The sequence below is a fragment of the Flavobacterium microcysteis genome, assembly GCF_006385255.1.
In the GTDB taxonomy this organism is placed as follows: Bacteria; Bacteroidota; Bacteroidia; order Flavobacteriales; family Flavobacteriaceae; genus Flavobacterium; species Flavobacterium microcysteis.
On the sequence record NZ_VFJE01000056.1, the window covers coordinates 817794 to 835666 of the forward strand.

13 protein-coding genes are annotated in these 17873 nt (G+C 34.6%); 5 read left to right on the forward strand and 8 right to left on the reverse strand.

What is annotated here, in order from left to right; genetic code table 11:
- The first annotated feature begins 2 nt into the window (after positions 1-2).
- Both FJA49_RS17170 and FJA49_RS17175 read left to right on the forward strand, forming a co-directional pair.
- Positions 3-719 (forward strand): SDR family NAD(P)-dependent oxidoreductase, encoded by a 717-nt coding sequence (locus tag FJA49_RS17170; protein ID WP_140002515.1) that lies wholly within the window; start codon positions 3-5, stop codon positions 717-719.
- A 17-nt stretch (positions 720-736) separates the two neighbouring features.
- Positions 737-1432, forward strand: a complete 696-nt coding sequence (locus FJA49_RS17175) for a DUF1826 domain-containing protein (protein ID WP_140002517.1) — start codon at positions 737-739, stop codon at positions 1430-1432.
- A 123-nt stretch (positions 1433-1555) separates the two neighbouring features.
- On the opposite strand, the gene FJA49_RS17180 is transcribed toward FJA49_RS17175, so the two are convergent.
- Positions 1556-2461 (reverse strand): DUF5655 domain-containing protein, encoded by a 906-nt coding sequence (locus tag FJA49_RS17180; protein ID WP_140002519.1) that lies wholly within the window; start codon positions 2459-2461, stop codon positions 1556-1558.
- A 201-nt stretch (positions 2462-2662) separates the two neighbouring features.
- On the opposite strand from FJA49_RS17180, the gene FJA49_RS17185 reads away from it, so the two are divergent.
- On the forward strand, positions 2663-3073 hold the full coding sequence (locus tag FJA49_RS17185; protein ID WP_078396249.1) for a helix-turn-helix domain-containing protein: 411 nt from the start codon (positions 2663-2665) through the stop codon (positions 3071-3073).
- A 98-nt stretch (positions 3074-3171) separates the two neighbouring features.
- Here the strand turns inward: FJA49_RS17185 and FJA49_RS17190 are convergent, their stop codons facing one another.
- The 7 genes from FJA49_RS17190 to FJA49_RS17220 all read right to left on the reverse strand — a co-directional run bounded on the left by FJA49_RS17190 (position 3172) and on the right by FJA49_RS17220 (position 12584).
- Positions 3172-6144 (reverse strand): type I restriction endonuclease subunit R, encoded by a 2973-nt coding sequence (locus tag FJA49_RS17190; RefSeq protein ID WP_140002522.1) that lies wholly within the window; start codon positions 6142-6144, stop codon positions 3172-3174.
- Between the two features lie 50 nt (positions 6145-6194).
- The gene (locus tag FJA49_RS17195) at positions 6195-6860 is read right to left on the reverse strand and encodes a hypothetical protein (RefSeq protein ID WP_140002524.1); all 666 of its coding nucleotides are present in this window, start codon (positions 6858-6860) and stop codon (positions 6195-6197) included.
- A 27-nt stretch (positions 6861-6887) separates the two neighbouring features.
- Positions 6888-8027 carry a restriction endonuclease subunit S gene (locus FJA49_RS17200; RefSeq protein ID WP_140002526.1) on the reverse strand — a complete coding sequence of 380 codons (1140 nt, stop codon included), beginning with the start codon at positions 8025-8027 and terminating at the stop codon, positions 6888-6890.
- Between the two features lie 2 nt (positions 8028-8029).
- The gene (locus FJA49_RS17205; protein WP_158629499.1) at positions 8030-9496 is read right to left on the reverse strand and encodes a type I restriction-modification system subunit M; all 1467 of its coding nucleotides are present in this window, start codon (positions 9494-9496) and stop codon (positions 8030-8032) included.
- Complete coding sequence (locus FJA49_RS17210) at positions 9496-10110, reverse strand: hypothetical protein (RefSeq protein ID WP_140002531.1); 615 nt, start codon at positions 10108-10110, stop codon at positions 9496-9498. Before FJA49_RS17210 ends, FJA49_RS17205 begins: the two co-directional genes overlap by 1 nt.
- A complete protein-coding gene (locus tag FJA49_RS17215) occupies positions 10107-11591 on the reverse strand; it encodes a type I restriction-modification system subunit M (RefSeq protein WP_140002533.1) in 1485 nt (494 codons plus the stop codon). The genes FJA49_RS17210 and FJA49_RS17215 overlap by 4 nt, the downstream gene beginning before the upstream one ends.
- Positions 11592-12206: 615 nt before the next feature.
- Complete coding sequence (locus FJA49_RS17220) at positions 12207-12584, reverse strand: hypothetical protein (protein ID WP_140002535.1); 378 nt, start codon at positions 12582-12584, stop codon at positions 12207-12209.
- A gap of 509 nt (positions 12585-13093) precedes the next feature.
- On the opposite strand from FJA49_RS17220, the gene FJA49_RS18645 reads away from it, so the two are divergent.
- Positions 13094-13414: a DUF6660 family protein gene (locus FJA49_RS18645; RefSeq protein WP_285226124.1), complete on the forward strand. Its 321-nt coding sequence runs from the start codon at positions 13094-13096 to the stop codon at positions 13412-13414.
- Positions 13415-13559: 145 nt separating this feature from the next.
- Positions 13560-17870, forward strand: coding sequence for a CusA/CzcA family heavy metal efflux RND transporter (locus FJA49_RS17230; protein WP_140002537.1), 4311 nt, complete (start codon positions 13560-13562; stop codon positions 17868-17870).
- Positions 17871-17873 lie beyond the last annotated feature (3 nt).

Below are 17873 nucleotides of genomic sequence, written 5' to 3' on the forward strand. Positions count from 1 at the left end.
CTATGAAAAAAGCAATTATAATTGGTGCCACATCAGGAATTGGCAAAGAACTGGCCAAAATTCTTTCAAAAGAGGGATACAAAGTAGGTCTTTCAGGTAGAAGAAATCAATTGCTGGAAGCTATCCAATCGGAAAACCCACAAACTTTTGAAATTTTACAATTAGATGTTGTCGAAATCGAGACACTTCAGGAAAAACTCGATGACCTGGTTGATAAATTAGGCGGCCTGGATCTATTGGTTATCAGTTCCGGAACCGGAGATCTTAATCCGATGCTTGATTTCAATATTGAAAAAATAACTATTGATACCAATATAACCGGCTTTACTTTTGTTGCGGATTGGGCTTTTCGTTATTTTGAAAAGCAACACTCTGGGCATTTAGTCGGTATTACTTCAATTGCTGGTTTGCGGGGAAATCGTATTGCGCCTTCTTATAATGCGACCAAGTCTTATCAGATTAATTATTTGGAAGGATTGCGGCAAAAGGCACGAAAGTCAAAACAGGATATAACTGTAACTGATATCCGTCCTGGTTTTGTTGCGACCGATATGGCAAAAGGAGAAGGGCAGTTTTGGGTGGCAACCCCTGAAAAAGCGGCACGGCAAATATTTGCCGCGATTTGTCGTAAAAAACGAACAGCTTATATAACCAAAAGATGGGGTTTGATTGCTTTGTTACTAAAAATTTTGCCAAAAAGGATGTATGAAAGAATGTAATCTGTTTTATTTAAAATATGAACAATAAATTTTCTGATAACGATCAGGTTGGAGTAGTTGCTTCATTTTCTGAATTGGTTACTACCAGTTTTCAGGGAAATACGAATGCATTGTGTTGGTACAGAAATTTAGACGGAGACTTTAAAGAAATTATATCGAAACTTCAATTAAAAGAGAATATTACAGTGGTTTCTCCTGATGATCTTCTGTCATTGCAATTATCAGAAAAGGGGAGTAAAGCCAGAGAAATTATACTAAGAGATATGCAATTATTAACTGATTTTGGAGCGTCGCCTTCTCTTAATTTACTGAAATATTATGAACGAGACAATGAGTTTGATTTTATTTCAACAGATGTCTATTCTTGGCATGTAGATCGTTCACCGATTGGTACTGATACTTTTTTATGTACCTACTATGGTGCGGCAAGTGATATTATTCCTCATGACCAAGTGATACAAAAAATCCTGATTCCGGAAGTCCGTGAAAAACTGAAAGAATTACACGACGGACCTGAATCAGAATTTGAAGAATTTTTGAGGGAAAATTATTTTGATTTGCATTATCAGGCTAAGCTAGATGCTAAACCTGTTAATTTAGGATTGGGACATCTTTGGAGATTGGCAGTTGATCATCCGGAACAAAATGTTTTGCCTTGTGTGCATCGGGCTCCTGTTGAAAAAGGGGATTGTCGGTTGTTGTTGATTTGTTAGTGGTTAGAATCAATTTTATAATCGAAAATTCAATACTTATTAGTGTTTTGCGTATGTTTTATTTTAATATAAAATGCCCCAATTGATTTGATTAGGGCATTTATAATTTAATTTTTATATGTATTAAATAGCCTGTTTTATCAGACTCATAATGTATTCCAAATTATCTGTATTAGAAGTTGTTACTTCATAATCTCCATTTCCCCAATGGCCAATTTCGGAAACATCTCTCGCTATATTTTTTGGATCATCTAATTTTCCTTTCTTACTATTGATGAAAATTTTTAATCCATTTTTTGAAACGACAACATCAGCAATATTTTTATTCTTCTTAAATGCTATATAAAGTTTTTTAGGTTCGATATCAATATCCGGAGCCATGTTCATTATTGCATTCTTATAGGCTTCATACAGCTCAATAATAGCATCAGATTTACCTTCTAAATGACCTTCTTCAGTGTAAACTTTAATTTCTTTTACGACTTTACTTATTTCTGAATTTTCACTTTGGTTAATCTGCTTAATGCTCGGTGCTGATTTCGATTTTTTGATGGGATTAATCACCACAACGTCGTTTTCAAATTGTTTTATTTCCCATAATTCTATAGCCAAATCTTTGAAATTGGAGGCTGTTTTCTGAAAATCGGTAAACGATGGCGATACGAAAATAACTTTGGTTTGCGACCAGTCAACATCCGTACGTTTTAGGTTTCCTTTTTGGGTTTCGTTGTATTCTATGATAAAATCAGCTTTGTATTCCAACATTAGATTCAAATAAGAAATACCCTGGTCAACAACACTGTAACTCTGGCTGCGTTTGTATTCTATAATAACAAATGCCTTGCTTTCTTCATCAAAAGCCAAGGTGTCTATACGATTGCTTTTGATGGTAAATTCCGACTTTATTAGCTTCAGATTAAGAATGGTTGCTACATTGGCCTCAAAAAGCATTTGTATTTCCTTTTCCAGCTTAAAAGGTTTTTCCTTGAGGCTTGTTAACTGATTTTTATGTTGTGTAAATAGATGCATAGTATAGTTTTATCATTCTGTAAGCCCGCTTTTTACTTAAAGCAGCCATGCCGTAAATATAACCAAAATCGCCACTCCGCCCAATACAGTAAACCGTAAAAGCTATTTTAATGAAAAAAATATAGATTTAATTGTTGGGTTTTAGGGTGTGTTTTTATAGATATTTTTTTATATTTAACCTCATTATAAAAGGTACTTGCCATGGAACACAAAATACATCAGGGTCGCAATGTGAAACGCTTTCGGGAAATGCTGGGCATAAAGCAGGAGGCTTTGGCTTTTGATATTGGTGGCGACTGGAACCAAAAGAAAGTTTCTCTCCTGGAACAGAAAGAAGTGATTGAAGATGCTTTACTGCAACAAATTGCCGAAGTCCTGAAAATTCCCGTGGAAGCCATCCAAAATTTTGATGAAGAACAGGCGGTGAATATTATTTCTAATACGTTTGACAATGGTGCTTTTTTGAATATGGGACATACACCAACTTTCAATATAAATCCAATTGAAGAAATAAAGAAGTTACATGAAGAAAAGATGGAACTTTATGAAAGGATGCTGAAGGAGAAGGATGAGATGATGACGAGGTTGGAAAAGCTGATTGATAAAAAATAAACTTACAATAGTATAAAGGAAAAGCTCAACATTTATGTTGAGCTTTTTTGTATTTGGTAAATATTTTCGAATCGATTCTGTTTACCGAAATTGCTGTCTTAGTAATACTCTTTAATGTATTCATATGCCCGTTGAAACAACATTTCATTTTTATGGAGCTGATATTTCAACAGCGCTTTACGAAGCGATTTTTGAATTTCCCTCTCTCCAGCAGCCGTTGTTTGCCAGCCCGGAAACCGAACCAGTCTAACAATGTCATCTATATCTTTTACGATACGTTCTACCACTGCAGGTGTTTCGTCAGTTTTTAGCTCTACGAATAATTCTGTTAAGGCTGCTTGTGGAGACTTGTTCAGTATTTCTTCTTCTATTTCTTTCTCAGCTTGTAAGGTGTCTTTTGCAAGTTTGCAAAGTTCTTTTACAAATTCAATAGAGGTAATTAGGCCTTGTTCAGCTTTTGCTCTTAAGTCTTCCAGGCGTTCACTAAGTTTTTTAAACGTAAGGTTTCCACCGTGCTTTTTAAAACGCTTGGTTAAGATATCTTCAATCTTGCGGGCTTCTTTTGGATCTGGGTTTTTAAAGATATTTTCTATTACTTCTGCATCCAGGATAAATTCTTCTAAATCGTGAACTTCGCCTACTGAAATATTTTCGTGCATCAGGCGTGTGGTTTCAGCACCTAATGTCAACCATAAAAGCTTGCCAGTATGGTCTGATGATGGTTTTACAGAAGCATATACCTGCGACAACCATCTGTAATTGGCTTGGTAAGGGTCTAATATGCGGTCTGGAGAAAGCGATTCCCATACTTTCATTAGCAATTTAAAATCCTTTGCAAAAGCATCCTTCAAATCGTCGGTTTTAATAGCATTCTGAGCAGCTTCTAAACCTTCAAAGCCTTCTAAAGTACGATCTACTCCTTCAAAATGTCGTAAAGCATTTTCCATTAAAGCAGGCAATTGGTCTTTCAGTTCATTGAGGTTGCTTACGATGGACTGCATGCTTTTTTCATCAAATTGTAAAGCTTCAGCAGTATTGTCAAATATTCCGAAATAATCTACAATACGACCGAAATGCTTACTTGGATACAAACGATTGGTTCTGCATATAGCCTGTAAAAGAGTTACATCTTTGATGGATTTGTCCAGATATAAAGTTTGCAGAATAGGTGCATCAAATCCTGTTAAAAGCTTGGCTGTAACGATAATAAATTTTAGAGGCGATTCAGGTTTGTTGTATTCATCAACAATCTTTTCCTGTTGGGTTTTATCAACGGCCCATTTATCTTTAAAATCTTTAGGATCGTTGGCAGTTGTAGATATAACAACTTTGCTGGCTTCTGTTGGGAAATGTTTGTCTAATTCTTCTTTATATTGTACGCATGCATAGCGATCTGGTGTTACAATCATTGCCTTGAAGCCATGTGGCTCTACTTTTTCTTGGAAATGCTTCGCAATATCGGCTACAATTTTCTCCACACGTTGAGGTGCTTTTAGGAAAGCAGCCATACGTGCCGATTTTTTGTTCAATAAGTCAGCGTCTTCGTCGGTTAATTCGGCAGAAGATTTTAATTGGTCAAAGGCTTCATCCAGCATTTCTTTGTTTAGGTGCACATCTATAAGCCTTGGCTCAAAATGGAGTGGTAGCGTTGCTCCGTCCCGAATAGAATCCTGAAATGTATAACGGGAAAGATAACCACCGGTATCTGTTTCCGAACCAAAAGCCCAAAATGTATTTTTGTCAGCGCGGTTTACAGGCGTTCCTGTTAAACCAAATAGAAAAGCATTGGGTAATGCGGCACGCATCTGCCTGCCCAAATCGCCTTCCTGCGTGCGGTGAGCCTCGTCTACGAGTACAATAATGTTGTCTCGTGTGTTCATATTGGGTTTAGCATCTCTAAACTTATGAATCATCGAAACGATAATCTTTCGGGTATCACGTTCCAATAAAGTTTGCAATTCGCTAATGCTGTCTGTTGTTACCACATTGGAAATGTCAGCTGCATTGAAAGTTCCCGAAATTTGGGTATCCAAATCAGTACGGTCTACAAGGATTATTACTGTTGGACTTTTTAAAGCAGCAGTATTACGCAGTTTTTGAGCTGCATATACCATCAGGAAAGATTTTCCTGAGCCTTGAAAATGCCAAATCAATCCTTTTTTTACTTTACCATCTATTACACGTTCTACAATTTTATTGGCTCCTTCATATTGCTGGAAGCGTGGAAGTATCTTGATTAGTTGTTTCTTTTTATTGGTACTGAACAAAGAAAAATTCTTTAGGATATCTAATAAACGCTCCGGTTTTAGTAGATCATTCATTTCCACACCTACATCGCTAATGCCTAAATATCTGGCAACTTTATCCTCATCCAGATCCAAACGCCAAGGTCCCCAAAATTGCAATGGTGTACGGATACCTCCATAGCCAAAGGATTTGCCTTCTGTAGCAAAATTTAAAATATTGGGTACGAATAGTTGTGGAACGGCGTTTTCATATACTTCCACAATTTCGTGTGCGCCATCTAACCAGGAAATGGAAGGACGAATTGGTGTTTTTAGTTCGCCTACTACCACAGGAATACCATTGATGTATAAAACTATGTCAGGAATTTTGGTTTCGCGGGCATGCACACGTAACTGATTGGTAACAATAAACTCGTTGTTGCTGATGTTATCAAAATCAATTAATTGAACAGGAATGTGTTGGTTGTTTTCTCCAAAAGGCATAGATATATCTCCACACATCCATTCCTGAAAGGCCTGGTTGGCACGCACCAATCCCATTTGGCCTACCGAAAGTAATATAGAACGCAACTTATAAATCACTTCATCCGCTAAAGCCGGATTGGCAGCAATAGCCGGATTCAGACGTTGCAATGCCTGATACAAGTTGTTCTCTAGCAATACCTCATTAACTCCACGTTTCAGATCTTGTGGTGCTATATATTTCCAGGATTTACCATAGATAGAAGCTGGCTGTTCCTGCACTACATTACCCGTGCCTAATTTGACACCCGATAGTTGTTCAATTACATAAGCTTCTACGGTATTACTTTCGTTGAATTTCATATTAATATTTTGATTATTGGCTTGAAAGTTTATTATCCTATAATATTAATTTATATTTTGTTAATTTCCAATAGGTTTTTTTCATCATCTAATTTGTATGCTCTTAGTGTATTTGTATCGAATAAATAAAATCTTAATAAATCATTCCTAATAAGTTCTGCTCTATTAAAGTCATCAAATGAGTCTTTGAGAGTTGTTGTTAAATGTTTGATATCAAACCTCTCATTTTTAGATCCCCAAACTATTGTATATGCTCTATTAGATGCATTTACATTGTTTAAATTGGCAATATCTGAAACATCTAATGTTAAATTTGAGTTTTCCGATTGTCCTTGTCTTATTAATTTCAACTCAAAATGCATTGCAGGACCATCGTGCATAAAGCCTTTATGTAATGCGTTATTTCCTTGTGTAGCTGTTGTATCCCATAATGCGTCATTCAATTCTAATTTATCTGAATCCAGTATGGTTAGATCGCGCATAAAGAGCTTGTTAATATCTTGAGGCAATCTTGGATAGTGCGTCACTTCTGTATGGACAGATAATGTAGAATTTTGCTGACTTTCTATTTCATTTGTAAGTTCTAAGAATAGCCAACACTTGAGATCGCTTTCTGTCAGAATCATTTTAGGATTGACTTTAAATTTTTCAAAAAGAGAATCCATCGCTTTTTGAGTCAACTCATGATATAATGAAATATATGCCTGATCATCCATATTGCTGAAATTATAAAATAGACATTTTTAAAACAATTGATTAATCAATGATTTTTGTAAGGCTTTTGAGGAATATAATTTAGATTTTAGTATGTCGTATAGTGATTCAAAATTTAAAATTACTGTGCCTATTTTTTTTTGGGTTACTATATCGGGGAAAATTATTTCAAACTCGTTTAACTCTTCCTTAGTAATGGTTTTAATAATAGCTCCACGAGCACTTTTAGCCTTAATTTCAAACAGATCTTTCAGTACCCGAGACAAAAAGTAAATATCAACGTCTTTTTTGTAACTTGAAAATATTATAATTGTTCTATCAACATATGAATCAAAGTTAGTTATGGCTACTCTTCCAATCGATCCTTGTATTGAAATCACTATTGTATTTTGTTTTACATAAACAGATTGTGATTTTGCCTTTTCACTAATTTTAAAATTAGTTACTTCTTTTAATTTAAAATTAAACCCAATATCATTAACCTGAACAAATGGACTGCCATTGATATCATCGTACCATTCCCTATTACCATATGGTTGCGGAAAGCTTCCTCTTCTTAAATTTGCTATGTCTTTCAATTTAAGTTTTGGAAAGTTATCATTATAAAATTTATTTAATTTGGCTCTTCTAAATTTTTCAAATTTATTTAATACTGATAAATCCTTTTCAATCACATCATCCATAGCCCATAATAAATCAGCTAATTCTGCTTGTTGGTTTTTGGGTGGGAGGAGAAATTCGTAATTAGCTAAATCTTTAAATTTCACACGTGGAGATAATCCACCTGCAGAATGTTTTATTGCGTAGTCAAAGAATTTGTCATTATGAATAACAAAAGGAAGAAGGCGAGTGTCTAATTTTTTATTAGCTCTTAATACTGTTATATCACCCGAACAGATACCATCGAAAGTTGCTTGTGCAGCTTTTTTTAAATAAGCCCTTCGACGACCAAATAAAACATCACCATGTCTGAATACTTTTGTAAATGTGGTATCAGTATTTGCAGAAAACGAATTTCTTAAATGTATATCTCCAGACTCAATGTGTTCTAAACCGACAATATGCTCTAAGCCTTCTTCAGAAATATCTTTAGCCGTCTCTTTTGGTTCAAAAACAACATCACCCAAAGTTACTTTTTCCCAATTATCCTTATTAAATTTTAATTCCATTGTTATTTATTTTCGAATAATTGGTTCATAGAATGTCTTAAATTTTCGCTTGATTGTAGCCAGTTGCTATAACCTGTACTAAAATCAACCTCAATGGTTTCCGATGTTAGTGTTTCTGGTCGTACATATAGATTAATAGATAGATTCCCATTGTTGTTATACAAAACCTTTTTAGTTTCCATGACAATAGCAAAATCATTAACATCCTTATAGTTTTTATAAGCAGAGAAGATTTTGTCTATATGTGTCGCAGATAAAAAACTCATAGTCTTTTCATTTCTAACTTCTTTAACGGCGTTTATGAAAAGAATTTTTCCTTTTTTATGTGCAGATTTATTGTTGTTGGTAATTAATAAACAAGCCTCCATTGGAGAGTTGTAAAATAAATTAGGCCCTAAACCAATTACAGCTTCTACAACATCCGATTCAATCATTTTCTTACGCATCTCGGCTTCGCTATCTCTAAATAAGATTCCATGCGGCCATAAAGAAATAGAACGTCCATTGTTTTTATCTAAAGATTTTTGAATATGCTGCTGAAATGCATAATCGGCGCAGCCTTGTGGAGGTGTTCCCCAAAGATTACGTCCCCAGGGATCGTTTACAAAAGCATCACGATTCCACGATTTAATAGAATAGGGTGGATTGGCCAGAATAACATTAAAAGTTTTGAGTTGATCATTTTTCAACAAACCTGGTTCTGCCAAAGTATCGCCACGCACAATCTTAAATTCTTCAATACCGTGCATAAACATATTCATACGGGCAATAGCAGAGGTAATCAGGTTTATTTCCTGCCCATATAATTTTAGATTTCGGTATTCCTTACCTTCTTCTTTCAAATGCAAGGCACAATTCAATAACAAACCTCCAGAACCGCAAGTAGGATCATACACAGATTCTCCCGGTTGCGGATCCATAATCTTGGTCATTAGCTTTACTACGGTACGATTGGTATAGAATTCGGCAGCCGTATGTCCGCTGTCATCAGCAAATTCTTTGATCAGGTATTCATAAGCATTTCCGAGTTTGTCATCGGCTACATTTGCCAGATTCAAAGTATGTTGCGAAAAATGCTCTATCAGATTGATTAATGTTTCGTCCGATAATCGGTTTTTGTTGGTCCAACTTGCATCGCCAAAAATACCTTCCAAAGTATCGGGATTGGCTTTTTCAATTCTACGCATTGCATTTTGGATAGCCAGACCTACATTGGTGGTCGTTTCACGCACCTGAGTCCAATGTGCATCTGCAGGAACAATAAAATGATGGTTTTCTGCAAAAGCTGCATATTCTAAATCACCATCCGATTCCTCCAATGCTTTCTGAAATTCTTCTTCATATACATCGCATATACGTTTGAAGAACAATAATGGAAATATATATTGTTTGTAGTCGCCTGCATCAATAGTACCACGTAAAGCAGTAGCAGCTCCCCATAGGTATTTTTCTAATTCTTGTTGTGTCATTATTTTAGCTCACTTTTGAAATCGTATAGACGATCAAAATCTTCTGTATTTATTCTATTATTGTAATGATCATATAAGATGTAAAACTCTATATTTTCGAAGTTTTTCACTAGTTCAATATTTTTATTTAGTTGTTCTTGACTGATGTTCCAACCATGAACTACAACCATCTTATATTTTAAATCGTTACTAAAAGTGATTGATTGAATTTCTTTTTTGGAAAAATGAATCCATCCAGTTCGTCCTTTTATCTTATTAATAAACTCATTTTTATGATAAATATATTTTTCTATATCACGATTCCATCCTAAATTAGTTTTCAAATCATAATAATTAGTCAATGTGTTTTCTGAATTGATGATGGATGTATCTGGTTTAAAGGTAGTTGCTTTTCCGTTTTTAGAGAAGCGTAAACTAGTTGTTTTATCAACTAAAAATTGCAAATCTTTTCTATTAATACGTTTTGCTAAGTATAAGGCAAATAAATCTTCTATATACCCCGAAGATACTTTAGCTTGGCCTCTTTTGATATTAAAATCACCGTTTCCTTCAGCTAAATTTTCACACCAATTTCTGTGACTTGCAATCTTGTCAAAAAAATCTTGTTCTGTCATGAAATATAGTCTTTTAAAAGATTTTTAAATTTCTCTTCCGCTTTTTGGCTTTCCTGCCAAGCAGTTTTCAATTGATCCATAGCTTCTTCAACAGAAGGCAGATTGTCTTCGATAGTTTTATCGATATATAAAGGTATGTTTAGGTTATAATCGTTTTCAATGATTTGTTGCATATCAACAACTTTGACGTAGTTTTCTATATCACTATAATTATTGTACCAGGAGAACAGTTGATTGACGTGTTCCTTTTCCATAAAGTTTTGAGCTCTCCCTACACGTATCTGGTCTGACCCGTCAATGAATAAGACCTTTTTCTTTTTAGTTTTTTCTTTTTCCTTTTTGAATACCAAGACACAAGCAGCTAGTTGTGTTCCGTAGAATATGTTTGGACCCAAACCGATAACAGCTTCTAATAAATCCATCTCTAATAATGCCTGACGAATTTTTTGTTCTGAAGCTTTTCTAAACAATACACCATGAGGTAAAACTACTGTCATTTTTCCCTTTTCATTCAAAGACGAGATCATGTGTTGTACCCATGCCATGTCACCATTTCCTTTTGGTGGTACACCAACTATGTTTCTTCCATAAGGGTCATTAATCCAGTTGTCTGCTCCCCAATCTTTTAAAGAAAAGGGAGGGTTGGCGATAACACAGTCAAACTTTTTGAGACCATCTGAATCAAAAAATGCAGGATTACGCAAAGTATCTTCACGTGCTATCTGAAAATCTTCCATTCCATGTAAAAACATGTTCATTCTTGCAATAGAACTGGAGGTTAGATTTTTTTCCTGTCCGAATAATTTTAAGGTACGGTAATCTTTATTTTGCTCTTTAAGATGGTCAACACATTCTAATAACATTCCCCCTGTACCACATGCAGGATCGTAAACAGATTGCCCTTCTTTTGGATCAAGAATAAGCCCTAGAAGATGAACAACAGAACGAGGTGTATAGAATTCCCCAGCCTTTTTATTCGTTAAATCAGCAAAATGCTTAATTAGATATTCGTAAGCGGTTCCTAACATATCAGCTTCTACATTACTGTTTGATAATGTATATTGAGAGAAATGCTCAATTAAATCAATAAGCAAACGGTCAGAAAGTTTGTTTTTATTGCTCCATTGTGCATCGCCAAAGATTCCATACAAAAACTCTTGGTTAGCTTGTTCAATTCCACGTAATGCATTTTCTATTGCAAGGCCTACATTCGATGTTGTAGCACGAACTTCTTTCCAATGACACCCGGAAGGAACAACGAAACGGTGGAATTCCGGTAACAATGCATAATCTTCATCACCATTTGATTCTTCCAGTGCTTGTTGGTATTCTTCATCATACACATCAGAAATTCGTTTGAAGAATAAAAGTGGAAATATATATACTTTAAAATCAGAAGCATCTACCGGACCTTTTAAGATCCATGCTGCTTTTGATAAATATTGCTCGAGTTGGGAAAGGGAAAGTTTTTCTGTCTTCATTAACCTAAAAAATAGCCCGAAAGATAGTAAATAAAATGATGTGAGAGTAGCTGAATAAAGGGTAAACGATAAGTGAGTTTACTCAAATTATAATCTCAAAATAAATAAATCTAACAATCACATGACAAATCATGTCAAACAAAAAAAAAGCCCCAACTTTCGTCAGAGCTTTTATTACTTTGTCGGGGTGGCAGGATTACATGCCTATTCCTTAATTCGTTGATTTTATTGGTGTTTTCAAGTGTTCTTCCAAAAAGGGTAGCCGAATAGGTCTCATTTATAATGACTTACCTTATAACCCTTTGTAGCCTTGATCAATTTAATAGCAGTCAGTCAATGTACTTTAATAGCTGTAAAGGTATTAAAAATGTCTATATAATACAACACATAATAATCCTTGTCGTGAATTATTAAGACCATAAATTGGATAAATTGACACCTTTGACCATACTTTTTAGGTTTGGTTTGATTACTATTCTATGTTATAATACTGCTGTAAGTCATTTAAAAAGGGAACCACATCAACCTCTACATATTGTTCATTTGTTTAAGCGGCGTATATTTTTAATTCCATTAATAAACAAGGTGTAAATGGGTTTAAAGCTATCAGGAAGACTATATGGCTACATTCTCATTATTTTGCTGTACCAGGTCAATAACACTTTGATAGGTCTCTGCTTTATCTAATTTATCGAGATTAGAAACAAAAGTCAGAATACTATTAAGGTCCTCGTTGTATTTCAGATCGCCTTTCGCATTAGCATCTATTACAATCTTAGCCTTGAGAAGATTACTTAAAATTCTCAGATTATTAATTGTACCGTTAACCTCTTTTGTTTGTGAAAAAATAGAATATTTTAGTAGTTGTGGAATTATGTTTTTTTTTTCGAAGTTGTTAACATCAGCAATGGATACAGTGTTTTTATTTGCCAGTTCAAAAAGTTGAGTACAGATAGATGATATGGTCTGCAAGTACTCCTGTGTGATTTTCACCCCATATTCGTTTTTCAGATCTAATCCTAACTGCAAATCTTTTTTATGCAAGTTCAGCATCGCCACGATAAGGATACTTGTTCTCCTCTGTATGTGTTTTATAATCAAAACGACAATTAATAAAAATACCTTAGTACAAATCAATTCTTAATTCCAATTTCTTCGGAAGTATTTGGCAACCGTCTCAAATTATTGCCTAATTTTTTTATCGGTTAAAAGAAGACTATTCTACTATTAGAATTAGTCATAAAATTTTATTTATTTTAAATTAAGTACTGTATATTGATAATGAAAAGATAAAAAAAAACAGAAAAAAACTCAATCAAAGTCAAAATCTAAAAAACCAACAACAGTATTCCTTAATTATTATTATTATCACTATAATTTTAATACTCGTTTTGTTGTTTTTGATATTGGAAGTTACCGCAAAATAATTGGTATTACTACAATAATTAATAATCATTATAAATAATGTAATAAATTAAAAATAAAATCTTATTTTTACAGTCTTGAGAATAACAAACACCATACTATCAATTATAGTTATATTCCTTTCTTGTATCCCTTGCGGAGACAAGGAACAAGTTGTTTCGTTTGAAAAAATTATTGTAAACAATAGTTCAGATCAACAACATGACAAAGATGTTTGTTCACCTTTTTGTGTTTGTAATTGTTATGGATGTCAGGGCTTCACTTACAATACTACTACCTACTATTATATTTTCTTTTCTGTTAAATTGATAATTGACAAAAAAGTACCTGAATACAAATCGATGCTTACTTCCAATTTCTACGGAAGTATTTGGCAACCGCCACAAATTACTGCTTAATTTTTTTATTAATGACTAAATAAATAGCGATTAATGACTTATGCATTGATCCAACTATTGATTTTCATTAATCATTTTACAGTTTTTGATATATTCAATTGCTGTGAACTATAAATTAATCATTAAACAGTAATCATTTTCAATTGTGTTAGACAAAATCATTCATTTTAGTATAAATAACAAGTTCATCATTGGTTTGATGACGTTGTTTCTAATCATTTGGGGGGTTTGGAGTGCTTCCAAATTACCCATCGATGCCGTACCGGATATTACAAACAATCAGGTACAAATTATTACGCTTTGCCCAACATTGGCAGGGCAGGAAGTAGAACAATTAGTAACTTTTCCAATTGAACAAAGCATTGCAAATCTTCCAGATTTAGAAGAAACCCGAAGTATTTCACGCTTTGGCTTGTCGGTAATAACAGTAGTTTTTGATGATGATGTAAATATTTATTTTGCACGTCAATTAATCAGCGAACGACTGAAAGAAGCAACTAGTCAAATTCCTGAAGGAATTGGAACACCAGAACTAGGTCCTGTCAGTACTGGTCTTGGTGAAGTATATCAATATATTTTACATCCAAAAAAAGGTAGTGAAAAGAAGTATTCCGCAATGGATTTACGTTCTATGCAGGACTGGATAGTAGCGAGACAACTCAACGGAACTCCGGGAATTGCCGAAATAAATAGTTTTGGCGGAAAACTAAAACAATATGAAGTTGGCGTTAACCCAAATCGCCTCAAGGCAATGGGAGTAACTATTCCCGATATTTTCACCGCTTTAGAAAAAAACAATCAAAACACGGGTGGTGCATATATCGACAAGAAACCAAATGCCTACTTTATTCGTGGCGTTGGGCTAGTGACTTCATTGGAAGATGTAAAAAACATCGTGGTAAAAAGCAATCCCAACAGCGTTCCTATTTTTATAAAAGATGTAGCTGAAGTAAAATTTGGCAATGCAGTGCGTTACGGTGCAATGACATATAATGGAAAGGTGGATGCCGTTGGAGGCGTTGTAATGATGCTAAAAGGGGCAAATAGTAATGAAGTAGTACAAAGGATAAAAGACAAAATGATTATTATACAGAAATCCTTGCCTGATGATGTGATTGTAGAACCATTTATTGACCGAAGTAAATTTGTTAACCGTGCAATTTCTACAGTCGAAAAAAACTTAATTGAAGGAGCTTTAATAGTAATTTTTGTATTGGTTTTATTTCTCGGAAATCTGCGTGCTGGCCTTATTGTTGCTTCTGCAATACCACTTTCAATGCTTTTTGCATTGGGGTTAATGAAAATATTTGGAGTAAGTGCAAACCTTATGAGTTTGGGAGCAATAGATTTTGGGTTAATTGTAGATGGCGCCGTAATTATTGTAGAAGCTACTCTTCATCATTTAGGGATGCGGAAATCCAGACAAATACTCACACAACAGGAAATGGATAATGAAGTATTTGTATCTGCTTCCAAAATTCGTAGTAGTGCTGCTTTTGGAGAAATCATTATCTTAATTGTATATATTCCCATTCTTACTTTGGTAGGTATAGAAGGCAAAATGTTTAGTCCAATGGCTCAAACAGTTGGCTTCGCTATATTCGGAGCTTTGATACTTTCCTTAACCTATATTCCGATGATGTGTGCGTTATTCCTATCAAAAACAGCATCGTCAAAAGAAACACTTTCAGATAGAATGATGAAGTGGCTACAAAAAACATATCAGCCCTTATTAGAAAGAGCTATTAAAATAAAATATCGCCTAATAGGAATTACTGTTGGGGTATTTGTTTTTAGCCTTTTATTATTTAGTGGAATGGGTGGCGAGTTTATACCACAGTTGCAAGAAGGAGATTTTGCTTTTGAATTTAAAATGCCTCTTGAAACATCGTTGTCCCAAAGTATTGAAACTTCAATGCAGGCTTCAAGAATTGTCAAGCAATTTGATGAAGTGAAAATTGTGGTTGGGAAAACGGGTGCCGGAGAAGTGCCCACTGACCCAATGCCTCCCGGATCAACCGATTTGATGATTATTCTGAAACCGCAAGACGAATGGAAATCCGGCAGAACCTATGATGAATTAGGCGATGCAATAGAAGACAAGTTAAGAATAATTCCAGGTGTTTTTGCCGAAAAAAGTCAACCCATTCAAATGAAATTTAATGAATTGATGACAGGAATTAAGCAAGATGTCGCCATAAAAATATTTGGGGAAAACTTGGATAGTCTTTCTGTATATGCCAAAAAAGTGGAAAATGTGATTGTAAACGTAAAGGGCGTTTCTACACCCCAAGTGGAACAAGTCGATGGCTTGCCACAAATCAACATCGAATACGACCGTTTGCGCATTGCCAATTATGGGCTAAATGTAGAAGACATCAATAGTGTTGTAAGTACTGCTTTTGCAGGAAAATCGGCAGGTGTAGTGTATGAAAACGAACGGAAATTCGACTTAGTGGTGCGTTTGGACAGTACATCAAGAAGAAGTATCGACGATGTGAATAATCTATTGATACCAACACCTACTGGCAATCAAATTCCATTATCACAAGTGGCAAAGGTAGATTTTAAATTAGGACCGGCACAAATAAGTCGTGAAGCGGGAAAACGTAGAATTGTAATTGGATTTAATATCCAAGATAGAGATGTTCAAAGTGTGGTAAATGAAATTCAGGATAAATTAGCAACAAAAGTAAAGTTGCCTTCAGGTTATTATTTTACTTATGGAGGCACATTTGAAAACTTACAAAAAGCATCCAATCGTTTGATGATTGCCGTGCCAATATCATTACTTCTTATTTTTATGCTTTTATATTTCACGTTTAATTCTATGAAACAAGCCAGTTTAATATTTTCAGCAATTCCAATGAGTGCCATTGGTGGCGTGTTTGCTTTGCTTATTCGAGGAATGCCTTTTAGTATTTCCGCAGGTATTGGTTTTATTGCATTGTTTGGTGTAGCCGTATTAAACGGGATTGTATTGATCGGTACATTCAACCAGCTCGAAAAAGAAGGTTGGGATGATGTTATAAAACGGGTAATTGAAGGCACAAAAATCAGACTGCGCCCAGTATTAATGACCGCTACAGTTGCGTCTTTAGGCTTTTTACCAATGGCATTATCACACAGTGCAGGTGCCGAAGTACAAAAACCATTGGCAACCGTAGTTATTGGCGGACTAATCACAGCCACATTTTTAACCCTATTTGTACTGCCTTTGCTTTACATCATATTCAACACAAAAATTAAATTGAAAAGAAAATCAATTACTACGCTTCTTATTATTGGATTCTTATTTTCTTTCAATAATGGTCAGGCGCAATCCCGAAAAACCATTGACGAGGTTTTGAATTTGGGTTTAAAGGACAATTTGCAATACAATATCAATCAATCTCAAATCTCAAAAAATCAGTTTTTGATAAAAGGGAATAAGGAATTTCCTAAAACAGGCATTTTTGTAGAAAATGAAGATTTGCGACCTTCTGATAAAACCGGAGTTTGGAAAATCGGTTTACAGCAAAGCTTTTATATGCCACAGGTAAACCAAGCCAAGAAAAATTACTATCAAGAGCAGACCAAATATTACGAATTCAACAGAGAAGTAATCAATACTGAATTGAAAAAAAATATTCGCTCAGTATATTATCAATTATGGTATTTGCAAGACAAAGCGGCTTTATATCAGCGATTAGATAGTATTTATGTTGGATTGCTAAAAACCACTATTGTAAAAGTAAAAACGGGAGAAAGTGCCGGTATCGAAAAAATTTCGGCTAATGTTAAGTTGAAAGAAATTGAAACCAACATCAAGCAGCTTCAAAAAGAAATGCTAATGCAACAACAAGCATTAATGCAATTACTCAATACTTCAGAAGCGATTTTGCCACTTTCTAAATCATTGGAAAAATTAGAATATGGCTTACAAAGTACGTCAGACAACCATCCAAATCTTCTTTTATTGCAACAAAATGTTGCTATCGCCAATAGTGAAATCGCTATTCAAAAAAGCAGCCGCTTACCTGAATTTTCTGGTCGGTTTTTTTCACAAAAATTATATGGAGTTGAGGATCCATATACCGGTTTCTCATTTTCAACTTCATTCCCAATATTTGGAAGCGGAGCCAATAGAAACAAAATAAAAGCAGCCAAAACAGAAAAAGAGGTGCAAGAACAACAATTGCAATATCAAACACAAATACTAAAATCATCTTTGGCACAACGCCAGACAGAAGTTGAAAAAAGTGTATCGGGCCTGCAATTTTATGAAACTTCAGGTTTGCATCAAGCTGAAGAAATTATAAAAGCAGCTAATCAATCCTATCGAGCTGGAGAAATAAGTTATGCCGATTTTTCATTGTATTTAAGCCAAGCTATCGAAATACGAAAAAATTATTTAGACAATCTAAATGCGTACAATCAAGCGATTATTGAATACAATTATTTCACAAACAAATAAATT

What these genes read in the sequence shown, in the direction of transcription:
- FJA49_RS17170 (WP_140002515.1), top strand. Translation starts at nt 3, where the DNA reads ATGAAAAAAGCAATTATAATTGGTGCCACATCAGGAATTGGCAAAGAA.
- FJA49_RS17175 (WP_140002517.1), top strand. Translation starts at nt 737, where the DNA reads ATGAACAATAAATTTTCTGATAACGATCAGGTTGGAGTAGTTGCTTCA.
- FJA49_RS17180 (WP_140002519.1), bottom strand. Translation starts at nt 2,461, where the DNA reads ATGCATCTATTTACACAACATAAAAATCAGTTAACAAGCCTCAAGGAA.
- FJA49_RS17185 (WP_078396249.1), top strand. Translation starts at nt 2,663, where the DNA reads ATGGAACACAAAATACATCAGGGTCGCAATGTGAAACGCTTTCGGGAA.
- FJA49_RS17190 (WP_140002522.1), bottom strand. Translation starts at nt 6,144, where the DNA reads ATGAAATTCAACGAAAGTAATACCGTAGAAGCTTATGTAATTGAACAA.
- FJA49_RS17195 (WP_140002524.1), bottom strand. Translation starts at nt 6,860, where the DNA reads ATGGATGATCAGGCATATATTTCATTATATCATGAGTTGACTCAAAAA.
- FJA49_RS17200 (WP_140002526.1), bottom strand. Translation starts at nt 8,027, where the DNA reads ATGGAATTAAAATTTAATAAGGATAATTGGGAAAAAGTAACTTTGGGT.
- FJA49_RS17205 (WP_158629499.1), bottom strand. Translation starts at nt 9,496, where the DNA reads ATGACACAACAAGAATTAGAAAAATACCTATGGGGAGCTGCTACTGCT.
- FJA49_RS17210 (WP_140002531.1), bottom strand. Translation starts at nt 10,110, where the DNA reads ATGACAGAACAAGATTTTTTTGACAAGATTGCAAGTCACAGAAATTGG.
- FJA49_RS17215 (WP_140002533.1), bottom strand. Translation starts at nt 11,591, where the DNA reads ATGAAGACAGAAAAACTTTCCCTTTCCCAACTCGAGCAATATTTATCA.